Annotated in this window: 17 protein-coding genes; 2 read left to right on the top strand and 15 right to left on the bottom strand. The window is 67.4% G+C overall.

Going from position 1 to position 18,118, the window contains the following annotated elements:
• Positions 1-4 precede the first annotated feature (4 nt).
• The 8 genes from OXM57_05260 to OXM57_05225 form a co-directional block, all read right to left on the bottom strand.
• Positions 5-970, bottom strand: a complete 966-nt coding sequence (locus tag OXM57_05260; GenBank protein MDE0352077.1) for a hypothetical protein — start codon at positions 968-970, stop codon at positions 5-7.
• 52 nt (positions 971-1,022) lie between these two features.
• The gene (locus OXM57_05255) at positions 1,023-2,819 is read right to left on the bottom strand and encodes a thiamine pyrophosphate-binding protein (protein MDE0352076.1); all 1,797 of its coding nucleotides are present in this window, start codon (positions 2,817-2,819) and stop codon (positions 1,023-1,025) included.
• A 156-nt stretch (positions 2,820-2,975) separates the two neighbouring features.
• On the bottom strand, positions 2,976-3,908 hold the full coding sequence (locus OXM57_05250; GenBank protein ID MDE0352075.1) for an ABC transporter permease: 933 nt from the start codon (positions 3,906-3,908) through the stop codon (positions 2,976-2,978).
• Positions 3,905-4,855: an ABC transporter permease gene (locus OXM57_05245; protein MDE0352074.1), complete on the bottom strand. Its 951-nt coding sequence runs from the start codon at positions 4,853-4,855 to the stop codon at positions 3,905-3,907. The genes OXM57_05250 and OXM57_05245 overlap by 4 nt, the downstream gene beginning before the upstream one ends.
• Complete coding sequence (locus tag OXM57_05240) at positions 4,852-5,865, bottom strand: ABC transporter ATP-binding protein (GenBank protein MDE0352073.1); 1,014 nt, start codon at positions 5,863-5,865, stop codon at positions 4,852-4,854. Before OXM57_05240 ends, OXM57_05245 begins: the two co-directional genes overlap by 4 nt.
• Positions 5,866-5,873: 8 nt before the next feature.
• On the bottom strand, positions 5,874-6,926 hold the full coding sequence (locus OXM57_05235; GenBank protein ID MDE0352072.1) for an ABC transporter ATP-binding protein: 1,053 nt from the start codon (positions 6,924-6,926) through the stop codon (positions 5,874-5,876).
• Positions 6,927-6,986: 60 nt separating this feature from the next.
• A complete protein-coding gene (locus OXM57_05230; protein ID MDE0352071.1) occupies positions 6,987-8,900 on the bottom strand; it encodes an ABC transporter substrate-binding protein in 1,914 nt (637 codons plus the stop codon).
• 100 nt (positions 8,901-9,000) lie between these two features.
• Entirely contained in the window at positions 9,001-10,338 is a 1,338-nt protein-coding gene (locus tag OXM57_05225) for a ScyD/ScyE family protein (protein ID MDE0352070.1), read from the bottom strand.
• 50 nt (positions 10,339-10,388) lie between these two features.
• Between OXM57_05225 and OXM57_05220 the strand changes: the two genes are divergently transcribed.
• Both OXM57_05220 and OXM57_05215 read left to right on the top strand, forming a co-directional pair.
• The gene (locus OXM57_05220) at positions 10,389-11,267 is read left to right on the top strand and encodes a TIM barrel protein (protein ID MDE0352069.1); all 879 of its coding nucleotides are present in this window, start codon (positions 10,389-10,391) and stop codon (positions 11,265-11,267) included.
• A 32-nt stretch (positions 11,268-11,299) separates the two neighbouring features.
• Positions 11,300-12,214 (top strand): TatD family hydrolase, encoded by a 915-nt coding sequence (locus OXM57_05215; protein MDE0352068.1) that lies wholly within the window; start codon positions 11,300-11,302, stop codon positions 12,212-12,214.
• Positions 12,215-12,314: 100 nt separating this feature from the next.
• Here the strand turns inward: OXM57_05215 and OXM57_05210 are convergent, their stop codons facing one another.
• The 7 genes from OXM57_05210 to OXM57_05180 form a co-directional block, all read right to left on the bottom strand.
• Positions 12,315-13,601 carry an ATP-binding protein gene (locus OXM57_05210; GenBank protein MDE0352067.1) on the bottom strand — a complete coding sequence of 429 codons (1,287 nt, stop codon included), beginning with the start codon at positions 13,599-13,601 and terminating at the stop codon, positions 12,315-12,317.
• 135 nt (positions 13,602-13,736) lie between these two features.
• On the bottom strand, positions 13,737-14,336 hold the full coding sequence (locus OXM57_05205) for a redoxin domain-containing protein (protein ID MDE0352066.1): 600 nt from the start codon (positions 14,334-14,336) through the stop codon (positions 13,737-13,739).
• Positions 14,333-15,088, bottom strand: a complete 756-nt coding sequence (locus OXM57_05200) for a hypothetical protein (protein MDE0352065.1) — start codon at positions 15,086-15,088, stop codon at positions 14,333-14,335. The genes OXM57_05205 and OXM57_05200 overlap by 4 nt, the downstream gene beginning before the upstream one ends.
• A 10-nt stretch (positions 15,089-15,098) precedes the next feature.
• A complete protein-coding gene (locus tag OXM57_05195) occupies positions 15,099-15,497 on the bottom strand; it encodes a cytochrome c-type biogenesis protein CcmH (GenBank protein ID MDE0352064.1) in 399 nt (132 codons plus the stop codon).
• Positions 15,490-17,517 (bottom strand): cytochrome c biogenesis protein CcsA, encoded by a 2,028-nt coding sequence (ccsA, locus tag OXM57_05190; protein ID MDE0352063.1) that lies wholly within the window; start codon positions 17,515-17,517, stop codon positions 15,490-15,492. Before ccsA ends, OXM57_05195 begins: the two co-directional genes overlap by 8 nt.
• Entirely contained in the window at positions 17,514-17,933 is a 420-nt protein-coding gene (locus OXM57_05185; GenBank protein ID MDE0352062.1) for a cytochrome c maturation protein CcmE, read from the bottom strand. Before OXM57_05185 ends, ccsA begins: the two co-directional genes overlap by 4 nt.
• Positions 17,930-18,118: hypothetical protein (locus OXM57_05180; GenBank protein MDE0352061.1), on the bottom strand; the 189-nt coding region annotated here is incomplete at its 5' end. The genes OXM57_05185 and OXM57_05180, both read right to left, overlap by 4 nt.

The raw sequence follows: 18,118 nt of genomic DNA, 5'->3' as shown, positions 1-18,118 counted from the left end.
GGTTTCACAGCATGGTCAGAACGGTTGCCGGGTTGGTGATCATGCACTGATCGAGCACCTCTTCGGGGACTCCTCCGTCCAGAGCTGTCCGGCGGAACCCGTCCGCGAGTACTACCAGACCCGGTCCGCCCCGGACCTGCAGATGCCGCTGCATGCCGAAGTCGCTGGCGAGGATCACCCGGCCGGCCAGGCCTTCCTCGGCCAACTGGAGCAGTTTGGCGGCCCGGACGACGTCGGTCGTCATCTGGACCTTGAGCCTCTCGGTGTAGTACTCGTACCCGATGTCGTCGAACTGTGCCCAAGCCCCCCGTTTGATGATCTCGCGGATCAGGTCGAGGTCGGGCTCGCCGTCGTCAAGATGTCCGATCACTATCCGCTCGGGGGCCAGACCGACCGACGTGAGTACGTCGATCTGGTCCAGGGCGTTGAGACCCAGGTGGGTGTGGGTGGTGACCGCCACTCCGGTCTCCATCGCGGCCATGGCCGAGGCCCTGAACACGACCTTCTCGCGTTCGGTCATCGGGCCGGTGAAGGTGCCCTGCTCCCCGATGATGCCGGCGCGCACACCGGTGCCGTCCACCCCCTCGACGATGTCCCGGACCAGCATCTCGGCGATCTCGGCCTCATCCAGGCCGGCGATCGACCCGGGGTGGTGGGCGTGGTGATAGATGCCCGTGCCCATCACGATGTGCATCCCGGTCTGCTCCGAGGCCCGCACGAGCGCCGCCGGGTCCCGTCCCATACCAGCCGGGGTCAGATCGACCAGGCAGAACCCGCCTGCGCCCGCGAAGTCCTCCAATTCGGGGAGGCTGTCGTCGAGGGTCATGGTGAGCTCGGACGCGTCCGTGGTGTCGAAGGGTGGCTTGGAGGTGTCGGGCACGCCGACCAGATGGGCGTGAGCGTTGGTTATCCCCCAGGGCTCGGGCGCTACGTCGCCTAGCACCGTTCGTATCAGGCCCGTTCCGGTCACTCCGCCATCCTCCCCGGTCGGTCCGTATGCGCACGTCCAAGGGCACGGTAGGTCAGCCGGTCCGACCCTTCTCGGTACCCGCCGCCAGTATGTCGTTCACATCCCAATGACCTGATCCGATGATGCGGGGATAGGGTGTCACCGGCAGTTCGAGTACCCAGGTGCCGCGTTCCTCCAAGGCCCTGGACAGAAGCCCGGGGAAGTCGTCCGGATCGGTTACCCGCTCCGCCCGGGCGCCGAAGGAGCGGGCGAAGGCTACGTAGTCCAGATCGTAGGAAACCCCTTCGTGGTCCTTGAAATAGGTGCCGGCGTCGCGACCGTAGTGCTTGTTCTGGTAAAGGGCGATCGACGCGTAACCCGTGTTGTCGGCTATCAGCCAGACCGCGTCGATGCCCGCCGTCACCGCGGTGGGGAGCGCCGCGAGGCATGCCATCACCGCCCCGTCGCCCACCACGGCTACCACCGGCACGTCCGGGCGGGCCCTCCGTACTCCTATCGGAGCGGCTACTTCCTGGCCCATGGTCCCGAACCCGCTGGCCACGATCTGGGTGCCCTCATTCAAGAACGGGTAGTGCTGCCCAATGGCATGGCGGATTCCTACCCCCGTGACCAGGATCGTGTCGGGTGGCAGCAGCTCGCGCAGCAGGGTTCCCAGGTAGGCCGGCTCGTACGGGAAGCTGGGGGTGGTGCGGACCTCATGGAGGTCGTCCGCCCAGGTCTGCTTCTCGCCGGCCAACTCCTCGCGCCAGCCATGCCACGGGTCTGCTCCGTTCATGCGGTCTCCCAGCGCGGCGGCCAGTTCCTCGAGAGAGCGGCGGGCGTCACCGACCAGGCCGACGTCAGTGGGGTAGATCTTGCCGATCTGGTTGGGGTCTATGTCGATATGGATCAACTTGGCGGGCGGGATGGGAGTGAAGTACTCCGGCCTCCAGTTGTTGCAATCCATCTCCGGGAACCGGGTACCGACCGCCACCAGCAGGTCGGCCCTTCTCGCCGCATTGTTGCCCGGCCTGGTCCCCACGACGCCCGTGTAGCCGATCGAGAGCGGGTGGTTCTCGGCAATGGCCCCCTGCCCGCTCATGGTTGTGGCGACCGGCAGCCCGAACTCATCGGCGAGGCGCGTCACCGCCGCGGAGGCATGCGAGATGATGGCGCCGCCGCCGGCGAAGACGAGCGGGCGTTCGGCTCGTGCGATCAGATCGGCCGCCCGTTCCATCTCGGTGGGATCGGGGCCGCTGCGGCCGGGCCGTGAGGGTCGGAGCCTGGCAACCGAAGGCTCCACCCATTCCGAGAAGAAGTCGAGCGGGACCTGCAGGACGACCGGGCCCGGACACCCCGCCAGCGCGTAGCCCACCGCCCGGTGGAACTGGTTGGCGAGCTCGGCGGCGCCGGTTGCCTGGATGATCCGTTTCGTGAGAGGGCGGGCGATGTCGATCTGGGCGTTGTCGATCGAGTAGGAGAGTTCCTGGAGGGGCTCCTTCCCCACGTAGGCGCTCGGCATCCCCCCGGCTATCACCACCATGGCCGACGAGTCGAGCATGGCGTCCCCGAGTCCGGTCATCAGGTTGGTGAATCCCGGTCCCACCGTGGTCGTCACGACCGAGATCCGTCCACCCGCCCGGAAGTAGGCGTCGGCGGCGTGGGCGGCCACCTGCTCGTGGAACACGGTGACGTAGTCGATCGTGTCGCTGTCCGCCAGGGCGTCCACGAATGCGAGGTTGCCGTGACCGACCAACCCGAAGACCGTGTCGATCCCCTCAAGTTCCAGGGCACGCACGAGCGATGCTGCGCCGGTTATCTGAGTCGGATCGCCCGTAAGTCCACCCCTGTCGGTGAGCGGATTGTACACGTGCACCGTCTTGCGGCCGGTGCCGCCCTGGCAGGACAGGACACGGGACGATGGCCGTCAGGGTCGGCGCCGGTAAGCCATTTGGACAATTGGTACTAGCTGTTTGAGAGCAGTTAGATCTCGCTCTAGATGGCGGTTTTCGCGTGCGGGCTGAGGTCAGACCGCGCCTGCGGAGCGGGCGACCTCGGGGTCCATCACGTCGCGGACCGCGTCGCCCAAGTTGTTGAAGGCCAGGATGAGCAGGGTGATCACCAGAGCGGGGGATATGGCCATCCACGGGGCGAGGGTCAGGAAGTCGACCGAGTTGGCGAGCATCCTCCCGAGATCGGCGGTGGGAGGCTCGAAGCCGAAACCGAGGAAGCTCAGGGCGGTCTGCACCAGCAACCCGGTGGACAGGCTGAGCACGCACATCACGAACAGGGGAGAGCTGATGCCCGGCAGGATGTGTCGGGTGACGAGGGCCAGCGGCTTGGTGCCCGACAGGCGGGCGGCATCGACGTAGGGGAGGCCGCGGACCTCCAGGGTGGAACCGCGGGCGATGCGGGTGAAGCGGGGGAGGTAAATGACTCCGATGGCCAGGATCATGTTGCGGGAGCCGCCTCCGAACACGCCGACGATGAGGATGGCGGTAAGCAGGCCCGGCATCGCCAGCAGCACGTCGGTTCCCGCCATCAGCACCCTCTCCAGCCATCCCCGGCGGTATCCGGCCAGGATGCCGATGGCGCTCCCGGTGGTCACGGCCAGGATGACCGCGCCGAGTGGGACCCAGATGACCACCGGGATGGCGCTCACCACCCGGGCGGCGAGGTCCCGGCCGAGTTGGTCGGTCCCGAACCAGTGCCGGGCGGACGGTCCCTGGAGGGAGTCTGCCGGGTTGATCTGGATGGGATCCCAGTGGATCACCAGCGGTCCGGCGATGGCGAGGATCAGCACGGGCGCGATCAGCAGAAGGCCGAACCTTCCGGAGGGATGCCTGGCCACGGCGCGGAGTTGGTGCCAGAAACGAGCGTTGCGGATCCCGGGGGTCTCCCCGGCTCCCCGCCTCTCCACCGTCGAGAGAGCGTCCGGCAGTGGGTGCGGTGTGGTCATGTCTGTTCCCGCTGTCTCGGGTCGAGGATGGGGTAGAGGAGGTCCACGATGAAGTTCACCACTATGTAGACGCTGGCGATGACCAGCGTGGCCGCTATCACGTACGGGAAGTCACGTTCCGCGATGCCGAGCAATACCCCGCGGCCCAGCCCGGGCAGGTTGAAGATCTGCTCCACGATGATCAGACCACCGACGAGAGCGCCGAACAGCAGGCCGATCAGCGTGACGACGGGTCCCAGCGAGGCGCGCAGCGCGTGGATATACCGGACCCTGCTCTCCCTGGCGCCCTTGACACGGGCCGTATCGACGAACGGTTCCTGCAGGCTGGCGATCATCGTGGTGCGGGTCATCTGGATGATCGAGGCGGACGTGGGAAGGGCGATAGCAAGGCACGGCAACATGATCGACCGCAGGTTGGCGATCGGATCCTCGGTGAACGGCACGTAGAACGACGTGTAGAAGGACCTGAGGACGATCGATCCCAGCCATACGAACAGGACTCCCGATACGAAGGTCGGCACCGAGAAGAACACCAGGGAGATGCCTCTCAGGACCCTGTCCACGATCGTGCCGGTGTTCACGGCGGCGTACACGCCGAGCGGGATGCCGATGATCACCGCCAGCAGAACGCTGAGGAAGGCCACCTCCAGGGACACCGGGAACTGCTGCCGGACATCGGCGGCGATATTGCGTTCCGTGAACAACGAATGGCCGAAGTCGCCCCTCACCGCATTGCCCAACCACTCCCCGTACCTCACCATCAGCGGGCGGTCCAGCCCGAGACGGGCCCGCATCTCGGCCATCCGCTCGGGCGTGGCGCCCTCGATGCCCGCCATCTGCTGGGCGATGTCACCCGGGACGATGGTCCCGATCACGTAGATCAGGAAGGTCAGCACGAACAGCACGGCGACCGCCTCGGCGAACCTGCGGACGGTGAAGAGGATCACGCCGAAGCCCCGTGAGTCCCGGCGCCGGTCGCGGCGTAACGGCCGTCGAACTCCCCGGCGAAGTGGCAGGCAACCCGGCTGGTTGGCGATGCGCTTACCAACTCCGGCTCGGCGTCGGAACAGAGCGGTTGGGCGATCGGGCAACGGGTGTGGAAGCGACACCCGGAAGGAAGTTCGGTAGCGCTGGCCACCGGCCCGGTCAGCACGATGCGGTTGCGGCGGCGCTCCACGACCGGATCCGGCACCGGCACCGCCGACCGCAGCGTGATGGAGTACGGATGGACGAGCGGGTTCTTGCGGTCGTGAGCGTCTTCGAGCTCGACGATCTTGCCCAGATACATGACCGCTACCCGGTCGCTCATGAAGTCGACCGCGGCGATGTCGTGAGAGATGAACACGTAGTTCACCGCGTGGCGTTCCGCCAGGTCCTTGAGCAGGTTCAGGACCTGTGCCTGGGTCGACATGTCCAGGGAACTGACCGCCTCGTCGAGCACGATCAGCCGGGGCCGCCCGGCCAGGGCCCTGGCTATGGCCGCCCGCTGCTGCTGCCCTCCGGAGAGTTGACCCGGGTACTGGTCGATCATCGAATCGGGGAGGCCCACCTGATCGAGCAGTTCCAGAACCCGCTCGCGCATCTCGGGTTTCCTCATGCCCTCGTTCCTGAGCGGCTCGGCGATGGTCCAGCCGATCCGCTTCCAGGGGTTGAGGGATCCGGCCGCGTCCTGGTACACCATCTGGAAGCCGTCGGCTCGAGCGTTGGCGCCCGGACGCTGGCGGAGCGACCGCTTCTCACCCCGCACCACCACGTCACCCGAAGTGGGTCGCTGCAACCCGACGATCACCCGGCCCAGGGTGGTCTTCCCGCAGCCCGACTCGCCGACGATGCCGAGCACCTCGCCCTCGTTAATGGTCAGGTCCACGCCGTCGACGGCGCGCACGATCCCGCCCGCCCGTCCGCGCCTGCGAAGCCGGAAGTGAACCGAGACGCCTTCGAGCCTTAGTAGGGCCATCCCGTCGCCTAACCGGTTCCGGATCCGGCGGCGCCGGGCCCGGCGTCCGGGTGAGCAGGTAGCCCGCCGTGTCGCTTGCTGACCCAGCATCGGGCGGTCTGGCCGCTGCTCAGGGCCCAGAGATCGGGTGGTTGGGAACACGCCGCCTCCGCATAGGCGCAGCGCGGCTCGAACCTGCACCCCGGGGGCAGGGCGGTCATCGTCGGCGACCCGCCTGCCATGGCCTCCAGTCTGGCGCCTGTCGCCCGGTCCGGTTGGGAGTCGAGCAAGCCGACGGTGTAAGGATGGGCGGGACGGGCGAACACGTCTTCGACCGAGGCCTCCTCCACGATCTGGCCGGCGTACATAACCATCACCCGGTCGCAGATGCTGGCCACCATCCCGAGGTTGTGCGTCACCAGGATCACCCCCAATCCCCGGTCCACGGCCAGCCTCTGGACCAACTCCAGGATCTGCGCCTGGATGGTCACGTCGAGAGCGGTGGTGGGCTCGTCGGCGACGAGCACCGCGGGTTCGTTCAGCAGGCTCATGGCGATCATCACCCGCTGCAACATCCCCCCCGAGAACTGGTGGGGATGGTCCCTCATCCGCACCGCCGGTTCCGGCATACCCACCCAGGTCAGCGCCTCGATGGCCCGGTCGGTGGCCTCCCGGCGGGAGACCCGCTGATGTCTCGTCACCGCCTCGGTCAGTTGCCACCCGATGGTGAAGCCGGGATGGAAGGAGCGGATCGGATTCTGGAAGATCATGGCGATCTCGGTGCCGCGGACCTGTCTCATCTCCTCGGGGGTGAAGTCCAGCAGGTTCCGGCCGTGTAGCAAGATCTCCCCGCTTTCAATCCGGCCCGGGGCGGCGACCAGACCAAGAAGGGAACGGGCCAGGGTGGTCTTTCCGCTACCCGAGTCTCCGACGATGCCCAGCACCTCGCCCGCCCGGAGCTCGAAGCCGACGTGGTCGACGGCGGGAACGACACCGAGCCGGGTCGGGTAGACCGTGACGAGGTCGCGGACCGCCAGAATCGTCCCGTCGAACCTCGGGTCCGGGGCCTCCGTTACTTCCATTGAAAGGCGATGGCCGGGGCCGGGTGGGCCGTTGCAGCCCACCCGGCCGCTGATTGCGAGTTATCCAGCCGGAACCAGCGAGAGGTACAGAACCCGCTTGTCGCCGGTGATATACGTACCCAGGTCCGCGTTGGCGAGCAGATCGTTGTGGTACACATGCGAAGCGTTGGCGTAGACGGTGCCCGTGTAGGGGTACACGTTCTCGGCCTCAAGCCTCTGGATCCGCTGGAAGATCTCGGGCCGCTCCTCCTGGGAGGCCGCCGCCAGGGCGTCCAGTTCGGGGATCAGCTCGGGGAGGATCTCCTCTGGGGGAGCCTGCCAGCCGGTCCTGGGTAGGACGTACCGGTAGGGGTTCGAGTACCAGCCCTGGTCCGTGGCCGACAGGTCGTAGTCCGCGTTGATCAGCTTCGGTATCCAGACCGCCTGCTCCACCGGATTGAGGGTCACGTTGATCCCGGCTTCCGCCCAGGATGCCTGGAGGACCTCGAAGAATACGTCCTCGTAGGGGACCCGGGTCGGGTAGGTGAACACGAGGTCGACGCCGTCCGTGTAACCGGCCTCGGCCAGGATCTGTTTGGCTGCCTCGACGTCCCGCTGGTAGTTGGGCAGGTCGTCGGGTCCCAGGCCGTACGCAACCGACGGATGGGAGGTCGACCACGGGAACGCCTCGCCGAGGAAGGCGATGTCAACCAGGGCTTGACGATCCATGGAGAGCCATAGTGCCTTGACCACGGCCTCGTCACGGGTCGCCCCCACCCGGCTGGCATGGATCCAGAAGGTGCGGGACGCCGTGTCCACGATCGTGAAGTCCGCCTCGTCCCTCAGGGTCCTGGCCGTCGCGGTGGCGGTGGGATGGATCAGGGCCACCTCCTTGGCGCGGAGTGCAGCCACCATCGAAGCGTCTTCCTTGATGATCCTCACCCGGATGCGGTCGTACGACGGTAGGACCGAGGGGTCCCAGTAGTCACGGTTGACGTCCAGCACCAACTCCGAGCCGGGCACGTAGGACACGAACGTGAAGGGGCCGGTCCCGACGGGCGTCGTCCCGTGGGCGGGCGCCGTGGACGTGAGGACCGACGAGAAACCCAGCCCGGTGGTGTCCGCGATGTTGAGGAGGAACGCGGTGGAAGGCTGCTTCAACTGGTAGACGACCGTGTAGTCGTCGACTGCGGTCACGCTCTCCAGGTTCTGGGCCCGCTGCTGCACCATCGGGATCCCCTGGCTCACGGCGCGGTTGACGCTGTACACGACATCGTGCGCGGTGAAGTCGGCGCCGTTGTGGAACTTGACTCCTTCCCGCAGGTTGAACGTGTAGGTCATCTTGTCTTCGGAGATGGTCCAGTCGGTAGCAAGGCGGGGCAGGACGTCGCCCGATGGGCTCGTCCAGGCCAGCGTCTCGTAGATGGTGGTGAACACAGGTGCGTCGAACTCACCACCCGCCGAGTTCTTCGGGTCGAAGTTGTAGATGTCGCTGTCCTCGGAGACCACGACCTCGATCAGTTCGGGTTCTGCCATCGCCGCCACGGTCGTCGTCGTTGCCGCGGCTGCCTCGGCTTCGGCTGCCTCAGCGGCCTTCATGGCCTCATCGGCGGCCATCTCGGCCTCATCGAGAGCTGCCTCGGCTTCGGCCAGCGCCGCCTCGAGCTCGGCCTGCGCCGCCTCGAGCTCGGCCTGCGCCGCCTCGAGCTCGGCCTGAGCGGCGTCGTCGCCCTCCATGGCCTCGGCCGCTGCCGCCTGGGCGGCTTCCAGGTCAGCCTGGGCCTGGGTCAGCGCGGCCGCTGCGGCGTCGGCTTCCTCCTGAGCCGCGGCCGCCTGTGCCGCTGCGGCGTCGGCTTCCTGCTGCGCGGCGGCCGCCTGAGCCTGCGCGGCGGCCGCATCCTCCGCGGCCGTGTCGTCCTCGGCGCCGCATCCCGCGGCCACCAGCATGACGACGAGCAACAGCCCCAGCAATCGCCCTATCCGACTAGCTCTCATGGCGTGTCTCCTCTCGAGTGCCTGTCCGGCCGCGGCACGGCCCACCTGCGATCTTGTAAACATAGTGGTCCCGTCGGATGCCGTCCACAGGGACGGGGTCCTACTTGTATCCGGTTATCCGGAGAACTTCTCCCACTATTTCGGTACGGCCTTGCGGACCGGGGATGGGGCGGCCAGGGGTGCCCTGCCCCGTCGACACGTACAGGGCGCCGTCGGGTCCGACCGTGATGTTGGTCGGCTGGTCAAGGCCCTCCGCCAGGACACGTGGGTCCCCTCCGTCGGCGGGATACATCGTGACCCTCCCGCTGAACCTTATGTATCCGCCGTGCAGTGCGGGGAGGTCGGCTAGGAACAGGTCGACTCCCAGATGGAACAGCTGGGCGTGGTCGGCGGCCATCTCCACCGTAAAGACGTTCCCTTCGGAGTCGGCCGCCACGTCCACCGCCGCGGTCAGCCCGGTGACCTCGTCGGTGACCGAGCCCGTGGCCGGATCGACCCTGACCACCTTCGCATCCGTAGGGATCAGCGGCAGGTAGCGTCCGTCGCACATCGCCTCGGGTACGAACCGGCATGCTTCGCCCTCGGCCTTGGCGACGCCGGAGAACAACGCCACCAGCACGTCGCCGGTGGTCGGGTCCACTGCCAGGCCGGCCGGGACCGCCTGCTGACCGCTGTAGAGGTCCTCGAACGTGACGATGTGCCGGACGTCTCCGTCTTCGAGCCGGATCTCGATCAGCGAATTGTGGGTGCTCTGCGATGCGTAGACGCTGCGCTGGTCAGGAGCGAACCCGATCCCGGTCATGTTGGAGTTCTGGTTGATCTCCCGCAGGAGGGTCCCGTCCTCGTCCAACTCGAAGAGGATGAACGTGCCCCCGCTCTGGTCGATCCCACCGTCAAGGGACAGGAAGACCCGTCCATCCTCGTGGACCAGCACATCCGTAGCCCCGCTGACCTCATCCCGACCCGTTTCGTACTTGTTGACCGAGTTGAAGCTGAACAGGTTGTCCAGCCACCGCTCAGCCTCCCCGGGATCGAGAAAGTCGCCGTCACCGTTGAGGTCCAGGAAGCGGGTGAGGCGGCCGGTCCTCAGGATCGGGGCATCGGCGTCCTCCCCGTATCCGGCTTCGGCGATCAGCAGGGCACCCTCCGCATCCACGCCGACGCCGCGGGGGTTCTCCAGGTCGGTGAGCACTACCTCCACCGTCAGCACCTCGGGCGCCGTCTGGGTGGTGCTCGTCTCCAGGGAACCGCCGGTGGTGGGCGTCGGGACGGAAGTCGTGGTGGCCGATGTCGTAGGAGCAGTGGTCGTGGTCGTCGGTGCCCGGGTCGCGCCTGTGGTCGCGTCATCTGAGGTGGGTTCGCCACCGCATGCGAGGATCACCAGACAGGCGGCCGCGGGCAGACCGATCTTGGTGAGGATCCGGACCGTTCCCGACATGGTCACGAATCTAACCTAGGCGGTCGGCGGCGGGAAGAGAGAGTGAACCGATGGAACTGGCGATTTGTGCGGATTCGTCCTGGAATAGATGGCATCCCACCTACGAGCAGCTCGGGGAGCGATGCCGCCGGCTGGGGATCGGAGCCATCGAGCTCGTCTACTACCCCCAGAACGATGGTTTCGACAACGCCGCCGAAACGCTGGACGGATACGGCGTTCGCATCGTTTGCGTCAACGCGACCGCCAAGTGGAGGGTGATGATCACCGACGACGTGGCCGCGGCGCAGCGGGCGATCTGTGACGTGATCAACCTCGCCGGCGATGCGGGGGCGGAGTTCGTCATCACCTATCCCGGGCACAATCCCGCTTGGGACTTCGACGAGATCGTGGAGCGGTACAAGCGGCGGATGGAACCCTGCCACGACCTTGCGGCCGAAAAGGGCATCACCATGCTGTTGGAGAATCACTTCGATCTCCGTAACGAGGATCCTGAGCGCACGGACGTTGTTCGGGAGCCGGAACTCACGGCCCGTTTCCTCGACGCTCTGGACGCGCCTCACATCAGGGTCAACTTCGATGCCGGCAACGTCTACGCAGCGGGCATAGAGCCTTGGCCCTACGGGTACCGGATCCTGCGCAACTACATCGCCTACGCCCATCTCAAGGGAATGGCCCGATTCTCGGAGGAGATCTACGGCTCGGCCGATCAGTACGAGACGCTGTCCGATGCCCATGCCGGAACCTTCCTGCCCATCGCGGTCGGAGATGACGGCATCAACTACCGGGGACTGCTGACGGAGATGGAGCGGGACGGAACCGCCAAGTACGCGGCCTTCGAGGACCACGCCCGCGAGGAGCATGCCGAGGAGGTATTCGGGCGGGGCGTCGCGTTCGCGCGGGAGGCGATAGAAGCCGCCCACGCGGGATAGCGGGTCGGCGGCTCGGGGGAAGGTGGTAGCTCGTGTCCAAGCAGGTGATGACGGTCCGGGGCCCGGTATCGCCCGGCGAACTGGGCCACACCCAGATGCATGACCACGTGTTCGCCGATCTCTCGTGGCCCAGGCACCGCTGGTTGGCGATCCCGATAACCGACGAGGTCCAGATGACGGAGGAGGTCCGGCTCTACAGGGATGCCGGCGGGGGAACCCTCGTCGACCCGACCCTGGAGCACATCGGGCGGGATCCGGAGAAGCTCCGCCGGGTCTCGGAGGCGAGCGACGTCCACATCGTCATGGGGACCGGCTTCTACCGCGAGCCCTACTACCCGGAGTTCGTCAACAAGTGGACCACCCAGCGGCTGGCCGACTACATGATCGACGAGATAGAGAACGGCGTCGGTGACACCGGCGTCAAGCCCGGCATCATCGGGGAGATCGGCCTCGACAAGGCCTGGGTCCAGGGGGTGGAGGAGCGGGTCCTGCGGGCCGCGGCCCGGGCGCAGGTGGCGACCGGCCTGGCGCTGACCACCCACACCACCATGTACATGGCGCTGGAGTTCCTGGAGATCTTCCAGGAGGAGGGCGTTGAGGTCGATCGGGTGATCTTCGGGCACCTCGACGGCACCTTGGAGATGCCGGAACTGGAACGGGTGGCCGCCACCGGCGCCTACATGGAGTTCGACCTGATCGGGATCGAGTGGATCAACTCCGACAAGCGCCGGGCCGAGTTCCTGGCCGAACTGGTCCGCCAGGGCCACCAGGACCGCCTGGTCATCGCCCAGGACATGCCGGCCCGGCCCCGCCTGAAGACCAACGGCGGTCACGGCTACCAGTACCTGATCGAGACCTTCCTCCCCATGCTGCGCGAAGAGGGCATCAGCGAAGAGGCGATCCACGCCATGACCCACACGAATCCGGCGCGGGTGCTAGCGGTCTGATTTAGTTGGTAGTTGGCCCTCCGGATTGGCGGGACCGTCCACGAACCGGGCAACTCCCGGTGTCGGGATCAGGTGGTGGGGCGCCTCCGGTCTTCGGTCGCTACGAGACAGGCTCGGGGGTGTCGGCCGGGCTGTGCTGCATGCTCAGCGTCAGAGTTACGGTGGTGCCCTTTCCAGGTGTCGACTGAATCTCAACGGTGCCGCCGTGGGCGCGGGCTACCTCGGCGGCCTGGGGCAGTCCCAGGCCCGCCCCCTGGTTGTCGCCCTGCCTGGTGGTGTAGAAAGGCTTCATGACATTCTCCAGCACTTCGGGGGTCATGCCGCAGCCTTCGTCTCTGACGATCACATCGGCCCGGTCTCCGTCGGTCTCGACGGACACGGTGATCGGGGCGTCGGGCCTCTCACCGGCGGCTACGGCTTCGAGGGAGTTCTGGACCAGGCACATGACAGCCAATGCCAAGCCTTCGGGGACTGCCAAACATTGTGGGTCAGCCGGGTCCTCCCATACTTCTACCGAGGGCTTCCCGCCGCCACCTGCGGCAAGGTAGGCATCCACCGCGGCCCGCACGGCCTGCTGCACCAACAAGTTCAGGCTCACCTCCTGCCAGGACCCTTGGATGTCTCCCAGGTTGATCATGCCCTCGATTATTCGGTCGGCCCGGCCCAGGTTCCTCCGGATGTAGTCCATGTTGGTCCGGATTTCGTTGCTGATCCCCTCGATCTGGTCATCGTCCTGTTCGTCTTGGCTCAGAGCCTCCATCAGATCATCAAGAAGCTCGGCGGATCCGTCGCAGAAGTTGGCTACAAAGTTCAGCGGGTTCCTGATCTCGTGGGCAACCCCGGAGGCCAGATCGACCATCTCCCGCAGCTTCTGCTGGGCAACCAACTGGTCCTGCGCCTCGCGGAGTTGGGACAAGGTCTGATCCAGTTCGAGGTTCCGGGTCTCCAGGTCGGCGTTGGCGGAGGCCAACTCGGCACTGAGGCGCTCCACGAGTTGCAGCCTCACGACCTCGATTGAACGCAGCCGCAACGTCTCCAACGCTTCACAGGCCTTGGCGATTTCGTCGCTGCCCCGCGGCTCGATGCGGTACTCGAAGTCACCCATACCGAGGCGCCTGATCCAGATCTCAACCTCCACGGTACGCATACCCACCCACACCACCAGGACCGTCTTGACCAGGACAACGACCACTGTCGTGGTCGACAGTGCCACCAGCGCCGGATTGCCCCACCGGATCGTGGCGACGGTCAGCGTCGCCAGCAGGACGTTTACCAGCACGATCAGGAGGAAATGCTGGATCGAGTAGCGCCGGATGCTGAACCGGGACATCCCGAAGGGGTCGTTGCCTTCAATCCGTTGCTGCGGCGGGTCTTGCTGATCGGTCATCTGTGGTGCCCCCCGTTTCGGAACAAGTTGGTCAGCGGTGCGCATGCCCCGTTCGGCGCAACCGAATCGCAATCCGGCGCTCGTAACTCCAGACTATCCGCGCGGCGACCGGAGGCTTGGCCGACAAGGGCAGATCTACGGGTCTCCCTCCGGGGATTGGCGGAATTCGCCTACCTGTCTCGACTCGATTGCCTGGCCGGATAGGAGCTGCTCCAGGGCTCCGGTGAGCGTGAGGGTGTCGGACTCGCCGAGGAACTTCCCGACGATCACGCCGCCGGAGATGAAGACGGTCTCGGGGACGCCGAAGATTCCGAACTCGATGGCGGCGCGGGAGCCCGGATCGGACAGGTACCGGGTGGCGCCACCCCGGCCCAACTCGTCGAGGAAAGAGGTGGCGCGCGCCGGATTGTCCTGGAAAGCGACTCCCAGGAACCGCACCGATCGGTCGTGGTAGGCATCGGCGGTCGAGATGAGATCGGCGTGCTCGTTGCGGCACTGCAGGCACCAGGAGGCGAAGAAGTTGACCACTACCACGTCGTGCGAGCCGCTCAGATCAGCCAGGTTCAGAGAACCGTTCCCGTCCAGGTAGGGGAGGGTCAGGTCGGGAACCGCCGCGCCGACGACCGGTGAGGCGCTCCGGCCGGCGCCTTCCCCGAACCGGGCCGCGAAGACGGCTACGGCCAGGCCGACGGCCACCAGCCCGGCCACGAGCAGGTAGCGCCCGCGGGAGCTCATCCGCCGGCCCCCGCCTGCCGCCGGGCTTCGGCGATCCTCTCCTCGATCGCCCCTCGGATCCCTTCGGGGAGGTCCGCCTCGTCCAGCAGGGGTTCCAGGTGTTCCAGGGCGCCGATGGCGTCGTCCTCGGCCAGCAGCAGCAACCCGAGGAACAGGTGCGCCTCCGCGTAGCCGCCATCCACCGCCAGGGCTTCGTCCAGGTAGGACCGGGCGATACCGGCGTTGCCCGACTCGAAGGTCATCCAGCCGACCCTCGCCAGGGCGCGGGATCGGCGGGTGCGGTCGAGGTCCCCATCCAGCGCGTCCAGGTAGTGGGGGAGGGCGTTCGAGAACTCACCGGCCTCGAAATACCGGTCGGCCAGGCTGAGCCGCATAGCGGCGATCCCGGGCACATCGGGGTTGGCGGCTATGACCGCCTCCATCTGGTCGTTGGTCACCTCGGAAAGGTCCACCGGCGTCTCCGAGTAGCCGGTCACGAACCCGCCTTCCCTGGGCCGGATTGCTAAGTAGGCGGTCACCGACACGACGATCACGGCGCCGATCAGGAGCAACGTCCCCGCCAGGCGCCGTCCGGATCGGCCGGGCGGCGCCGGCTCCAGGACTCCGTCCGCCGTTCCGGCCTCGATGGTGGCCAGCTCCTGCCGGTACCGCTCGATCAACTGCCCGGCGGTGGCGGCGTCGAGCTCCTCCTCGGCCAGTTGCCGGCGCACGTCGCGGATGTCCGCCTCGATCAGGGCTCGGAGCCGGCTCACCGGTGGCCCGTCACCCATCGGCAGTGTCCGGTCGTCGGATCAGGCGCCGGAAGGCCAGCCAGGCGCCGGCGACAGCCACCCCTGCCGGCAGCACCCAGAGCAGCACCGTGGTGCCCGAGAAGCGGGGATCCAGCCGGATACCCTCGAACCTGGCCTCCAGATAGTCCAGGATCTGCTCGTCGCTCCAGCCCTCGTCCACCTTCTCCTCCACGAACGCCAGGATGTCGTTGGCATAGGGCGTTGGGGAGTCGGCTATCGATTCCCCCTGGCAGACCGGGCACCGGATCCGGGCGCCGAGCGCCTCTACCCGGTCACGGTCGCTCGGCTCGCCGACCACCAGGCCCCACGCGACGACCGCGGCCAGGATCAGGGTGGCGGCGCCCGCCAGGAGGGCGCGGCGGTCAGCCATGGCCGGCTCCCGCCGTCCGCCGTCTCCGGCCTGCCACGGCCGAGAGCGAGAAGCCTGCTCCGGCAGCCGTCACCAGCCCGCCCAGCCACACCATCCACTGGAGCGGGTAGCTCCACACATCGGCCACCATCCCCGAGCTGTCGAGCCGGGTGAGCGAGACGTACAGGTCTCCCCGCGGCGTCGAGTACACCGCGGGGGTGACGACGGGAGGGACGCCGTTGCCGTAGCTGTTGAGGCTCGGGGACATCACGGTCACGGCTTCACCGCCCCGCGACACGTCCAGGCGGACGCCCAGGACGTCCCGGTTCGGCTCGGCGCGCGAGAACGGGGTCCGGTAGGCGATCTCGTAGCCGGCGAACGGAGCGGTCTCGCCCGGGCTCAGCGCGATGGACCCCGAGCCGGCGTGGTTGGCCGAGACCGCTATCCCGACCGCCAGGATCGCCACGCCGACATGGGAGATCTGCCCGCCCCAGTAGCCTGGATCACGCCTCATCAAGGTCCCCGCGGCAGCCAACGATCCCTGGCCGGTTGCGGTGGCGCGCTTGCGGACCAGCACCACCAGGTGCCTGGCGATGGCCGACACGACGAAGACCGCCAGCACCACAACCACGATCACGTGCCGGTTGCGGCTCACCAGGAGGACCAGCAGGGCCGCCAGCCCCAGGGCGATCCGCATCGGCGTGCGCACCCGCTCCCACAGCACCCGGGCGCGGGCCACCCGGAACGGCGTGATGGGCCCGATGCCCATGGCCAGGATGAGGCCGTAGGAGAGCGGCACGGCCCACCGGTCGAAGAACGGCCGGCCCACGCCCACGGTCTTTCCCTGGAAGGCTTCCACGGCCAGCGGGAACAGGGTGCCGGACAGGACCACGAAGGCGAATACCGCCAGGAGCAGGTTGTTGAGGAGGAAGGCGCCCTCCCGGCTGGCAAGCGAGTCGAGACGGGGAGCGCTGCCCACCAGGTGGACACGGGCGGAGAACAGGGCCAGCGACCCGGCCAGGACCACCGCCAGAAACGCCAGGAGGACGGGGCCGATGGATGACTGGGTGAAACTGTGCACCGAGGCGATCACCCCCGAGCGGGTCAGGAAGGTGCCGAGGATGGTGGCCGCGAAGGCGCCGATCACGAGCACGTAGTTCCAGGACTGGAGCACGCCCCTGCGCAGCTGGACCACTGACGAGTGGATGAAGGCGGTGGCCAGCAACCACGGGATGAAGGAGGCGTTCTCGACCGGATCCCAGGCCCAGTACCCGCCCCAGCCCAGCACCTCGTAGCTCCACCAGGCGCCCAGCACGATGCCGGTGGTCAGGAACCCCCAGGCGGTCAGGGTCCAGGTACGGGTGGTGCGGAGCCAGGTCCCTTGCTGGTCGGCGGCGGCCAGCGAGGCGATCCCGACCGCGAACGGCACGGAGAAGCCCACGTATCCCACGTACAGGACGGGCGGGTGGACCGCCATCAGGATGTGGTTCTGGAGCAGGGGATTGGCCCCCCGGCCGGTGCCCGGAAGGTCCACGGCCGACCAGGGCGCCCAGGCCGACACGGCGCACCCGGCGGTGTCGGCCGCGGCGGCGCAGACTGCGAAGGGGTTGGCGACCGTTGCCATCAGGCCGAACCAGAAGACGGCCAGCATCCCCAGCACGGACAGGGTTCCTCCGGCGAGCGGGTGGTCACGCCTGTACATGGCTCGGAACACCGCTCCGGTGAAGGCCGCCAGCACCAGCCCCCACAGGACGATCGAACCCTCGAGCGCGGCCCATCCGGCGGCGATGGTGAAGATCAGCGGGGTCCCGATCCGGTGGTTATTGGCTATGTAGGCGATGGAGAAATCGCCGGCCAGGAGGCCGATCTCCAGTACCAGCATGGCGGCCGTAGCCCCGCCGAGGAGCCACAGCACCGGACCCCTCATCCGCTGCATCGGCACGGCGCCCCGTCCTGCCAGGGCGGGTAGCCCCCTCCACGCCACCGCCAGCGCCGCCCCGAGAGCGACCAGGATCGAGCCGAGTCCCAGCCAGGCGATCATGGCCCGGCGGTCGGTACCTGGTAGGTTCCCTCGCCGTCCACGGCCCGGTACTGCTCGTCATGGTTGATCAGCAGGGTGTCCGACCGGAACGTCTCTCCCTCCCAGGCCCCCTCGACGACCACTCCGATCCCGGGGCGGAACAGCTGGGGTACGGCGCCGGCATGCTCGACGGCTATCGAGACTGCGCCGTCCCCGACCATGAACCGGACCCCGTCGTCGGTCCCATGGAGCCAGTCCGCCTCTACCAGGCCCCCCAGTCGGAACCGGTAGCCGGGCTCCTGGCCGGATCGCTGATCGACCGCCTCCGACGGTGTCAGGTAGTAGACGACGTTGTCCGTGATGCCCCCCCACACGAGGAAGCCGACCACGATCGCCAGGAGCGCCCCGGCCGGGATCAGAACGTGGCGACGGTTCATGTCTCCGGGGGCAGCCGCCGGCCAAGCCGCCTGATGCGGTATGCCTGGTGGCCGGCATAGATCGCCAGCGCCCCGTAGGCGACCAGGTAGCCGAACAGCACCCAGCTACCCGCCATCCCGGCCTCCGAGACTAGTGGTCTGTCTGCGAAACAAACGGGTGCTCTGGCGGCCATCGGCGCCCCGTC

Source organism: bacterium, from assembly GCA_028820935.1.
GTDB lineage: Bacteria > Actinomycetota > Acidimicrobiia > Spongiisociales > Spongiisociaceae > Spongiisocius.
Note: the sequence above shows the minus strand (reverse complement) of the source record. Positions and strands in the feature narration are given on the sequence as shown.

Excerpts from the sequence above, each read along its gene's own strand:
- OXM57_05250 (MDE0352075.1), bottom strand. The coding sequence starts at position 3,908 with ATGACCACACCGCACCCACTGCCGGACGCTCTCTCGACGGTGGAGAGG.
- OXM57_05240 (MDE0352073.1), bottom strand. The coding sequence starts at position 5,865 with ATGGCCCTACTAAGGCTCGAAGGCGTCTCGGTTCACTTCCGGCTTCGC.
- OXM57_05235 (MDE0352072.1), bottom strand. The coding sequence starts at position 6,926 with ATGGAAGTAACGGAGGCCCCGGACCCGAGGTTCGACGGGACGATTCTG.
- OXM57_05230 (MDE0352071.1), bottom strand. The coding sequence starts at position 8,900 with ATGAGAGCTAGTCGGATAGGGCGATTGCTGGGGCTGTTGCTCGTCGTC.
- OXM57_05225 (MDE0352070.1), bottom strand. The coding sequence starts at position 10,338 with ATGTCGGGAACGGTCCGGATCCTCACCAAGATCGGTCTGCCCGCGGCC.
- OXM57_05220 (MDE0352069.1), top strand. The coding sequence starts at position 10,389 with ATGGAACTGGCGATTTGTGCGGATTCGTCCTGGAATAGATGGCATCCC.
- OXM57_05210 (MDE0352067.1), bottom strand. The coding sequence starts at position 13,601 with ATGACCGATCAGCAAGACCCGCCGCAGCAACGGATTGAAGGCAACGAC.
- OXM57_05205 (MDE0352066.1), bottom strand. The coding sequence starts at position 14,336 with ATGAGCTCCCGCGGGCGCTACCTGCTCGTGGCCGGGCTGGTGGCCGTC.
- OXM57_05195 (MDE0352064.1), bottom strand. The coding sequence starts at position 15,497 with ATGGCTGACCGCCGCGCCCTCCTGGCGGGCGCCGCCACCCTGATCCTG.
- ccsA (MDE0352063.1), bottom strand. The coding sequence starts at position 17,517 with ATGATCGCCTGGCTGGGACTCGGCTCGATCCTGGTCGCTCTCGGGGCG.
- OXM57_05185 (MDE0352062.1), bottom strand. The coding sequence starts at position 17,933 with ATGAACCGTCGCCACGTTCTGATCCCGGCCGGGGCGCTCCTGGCGATC.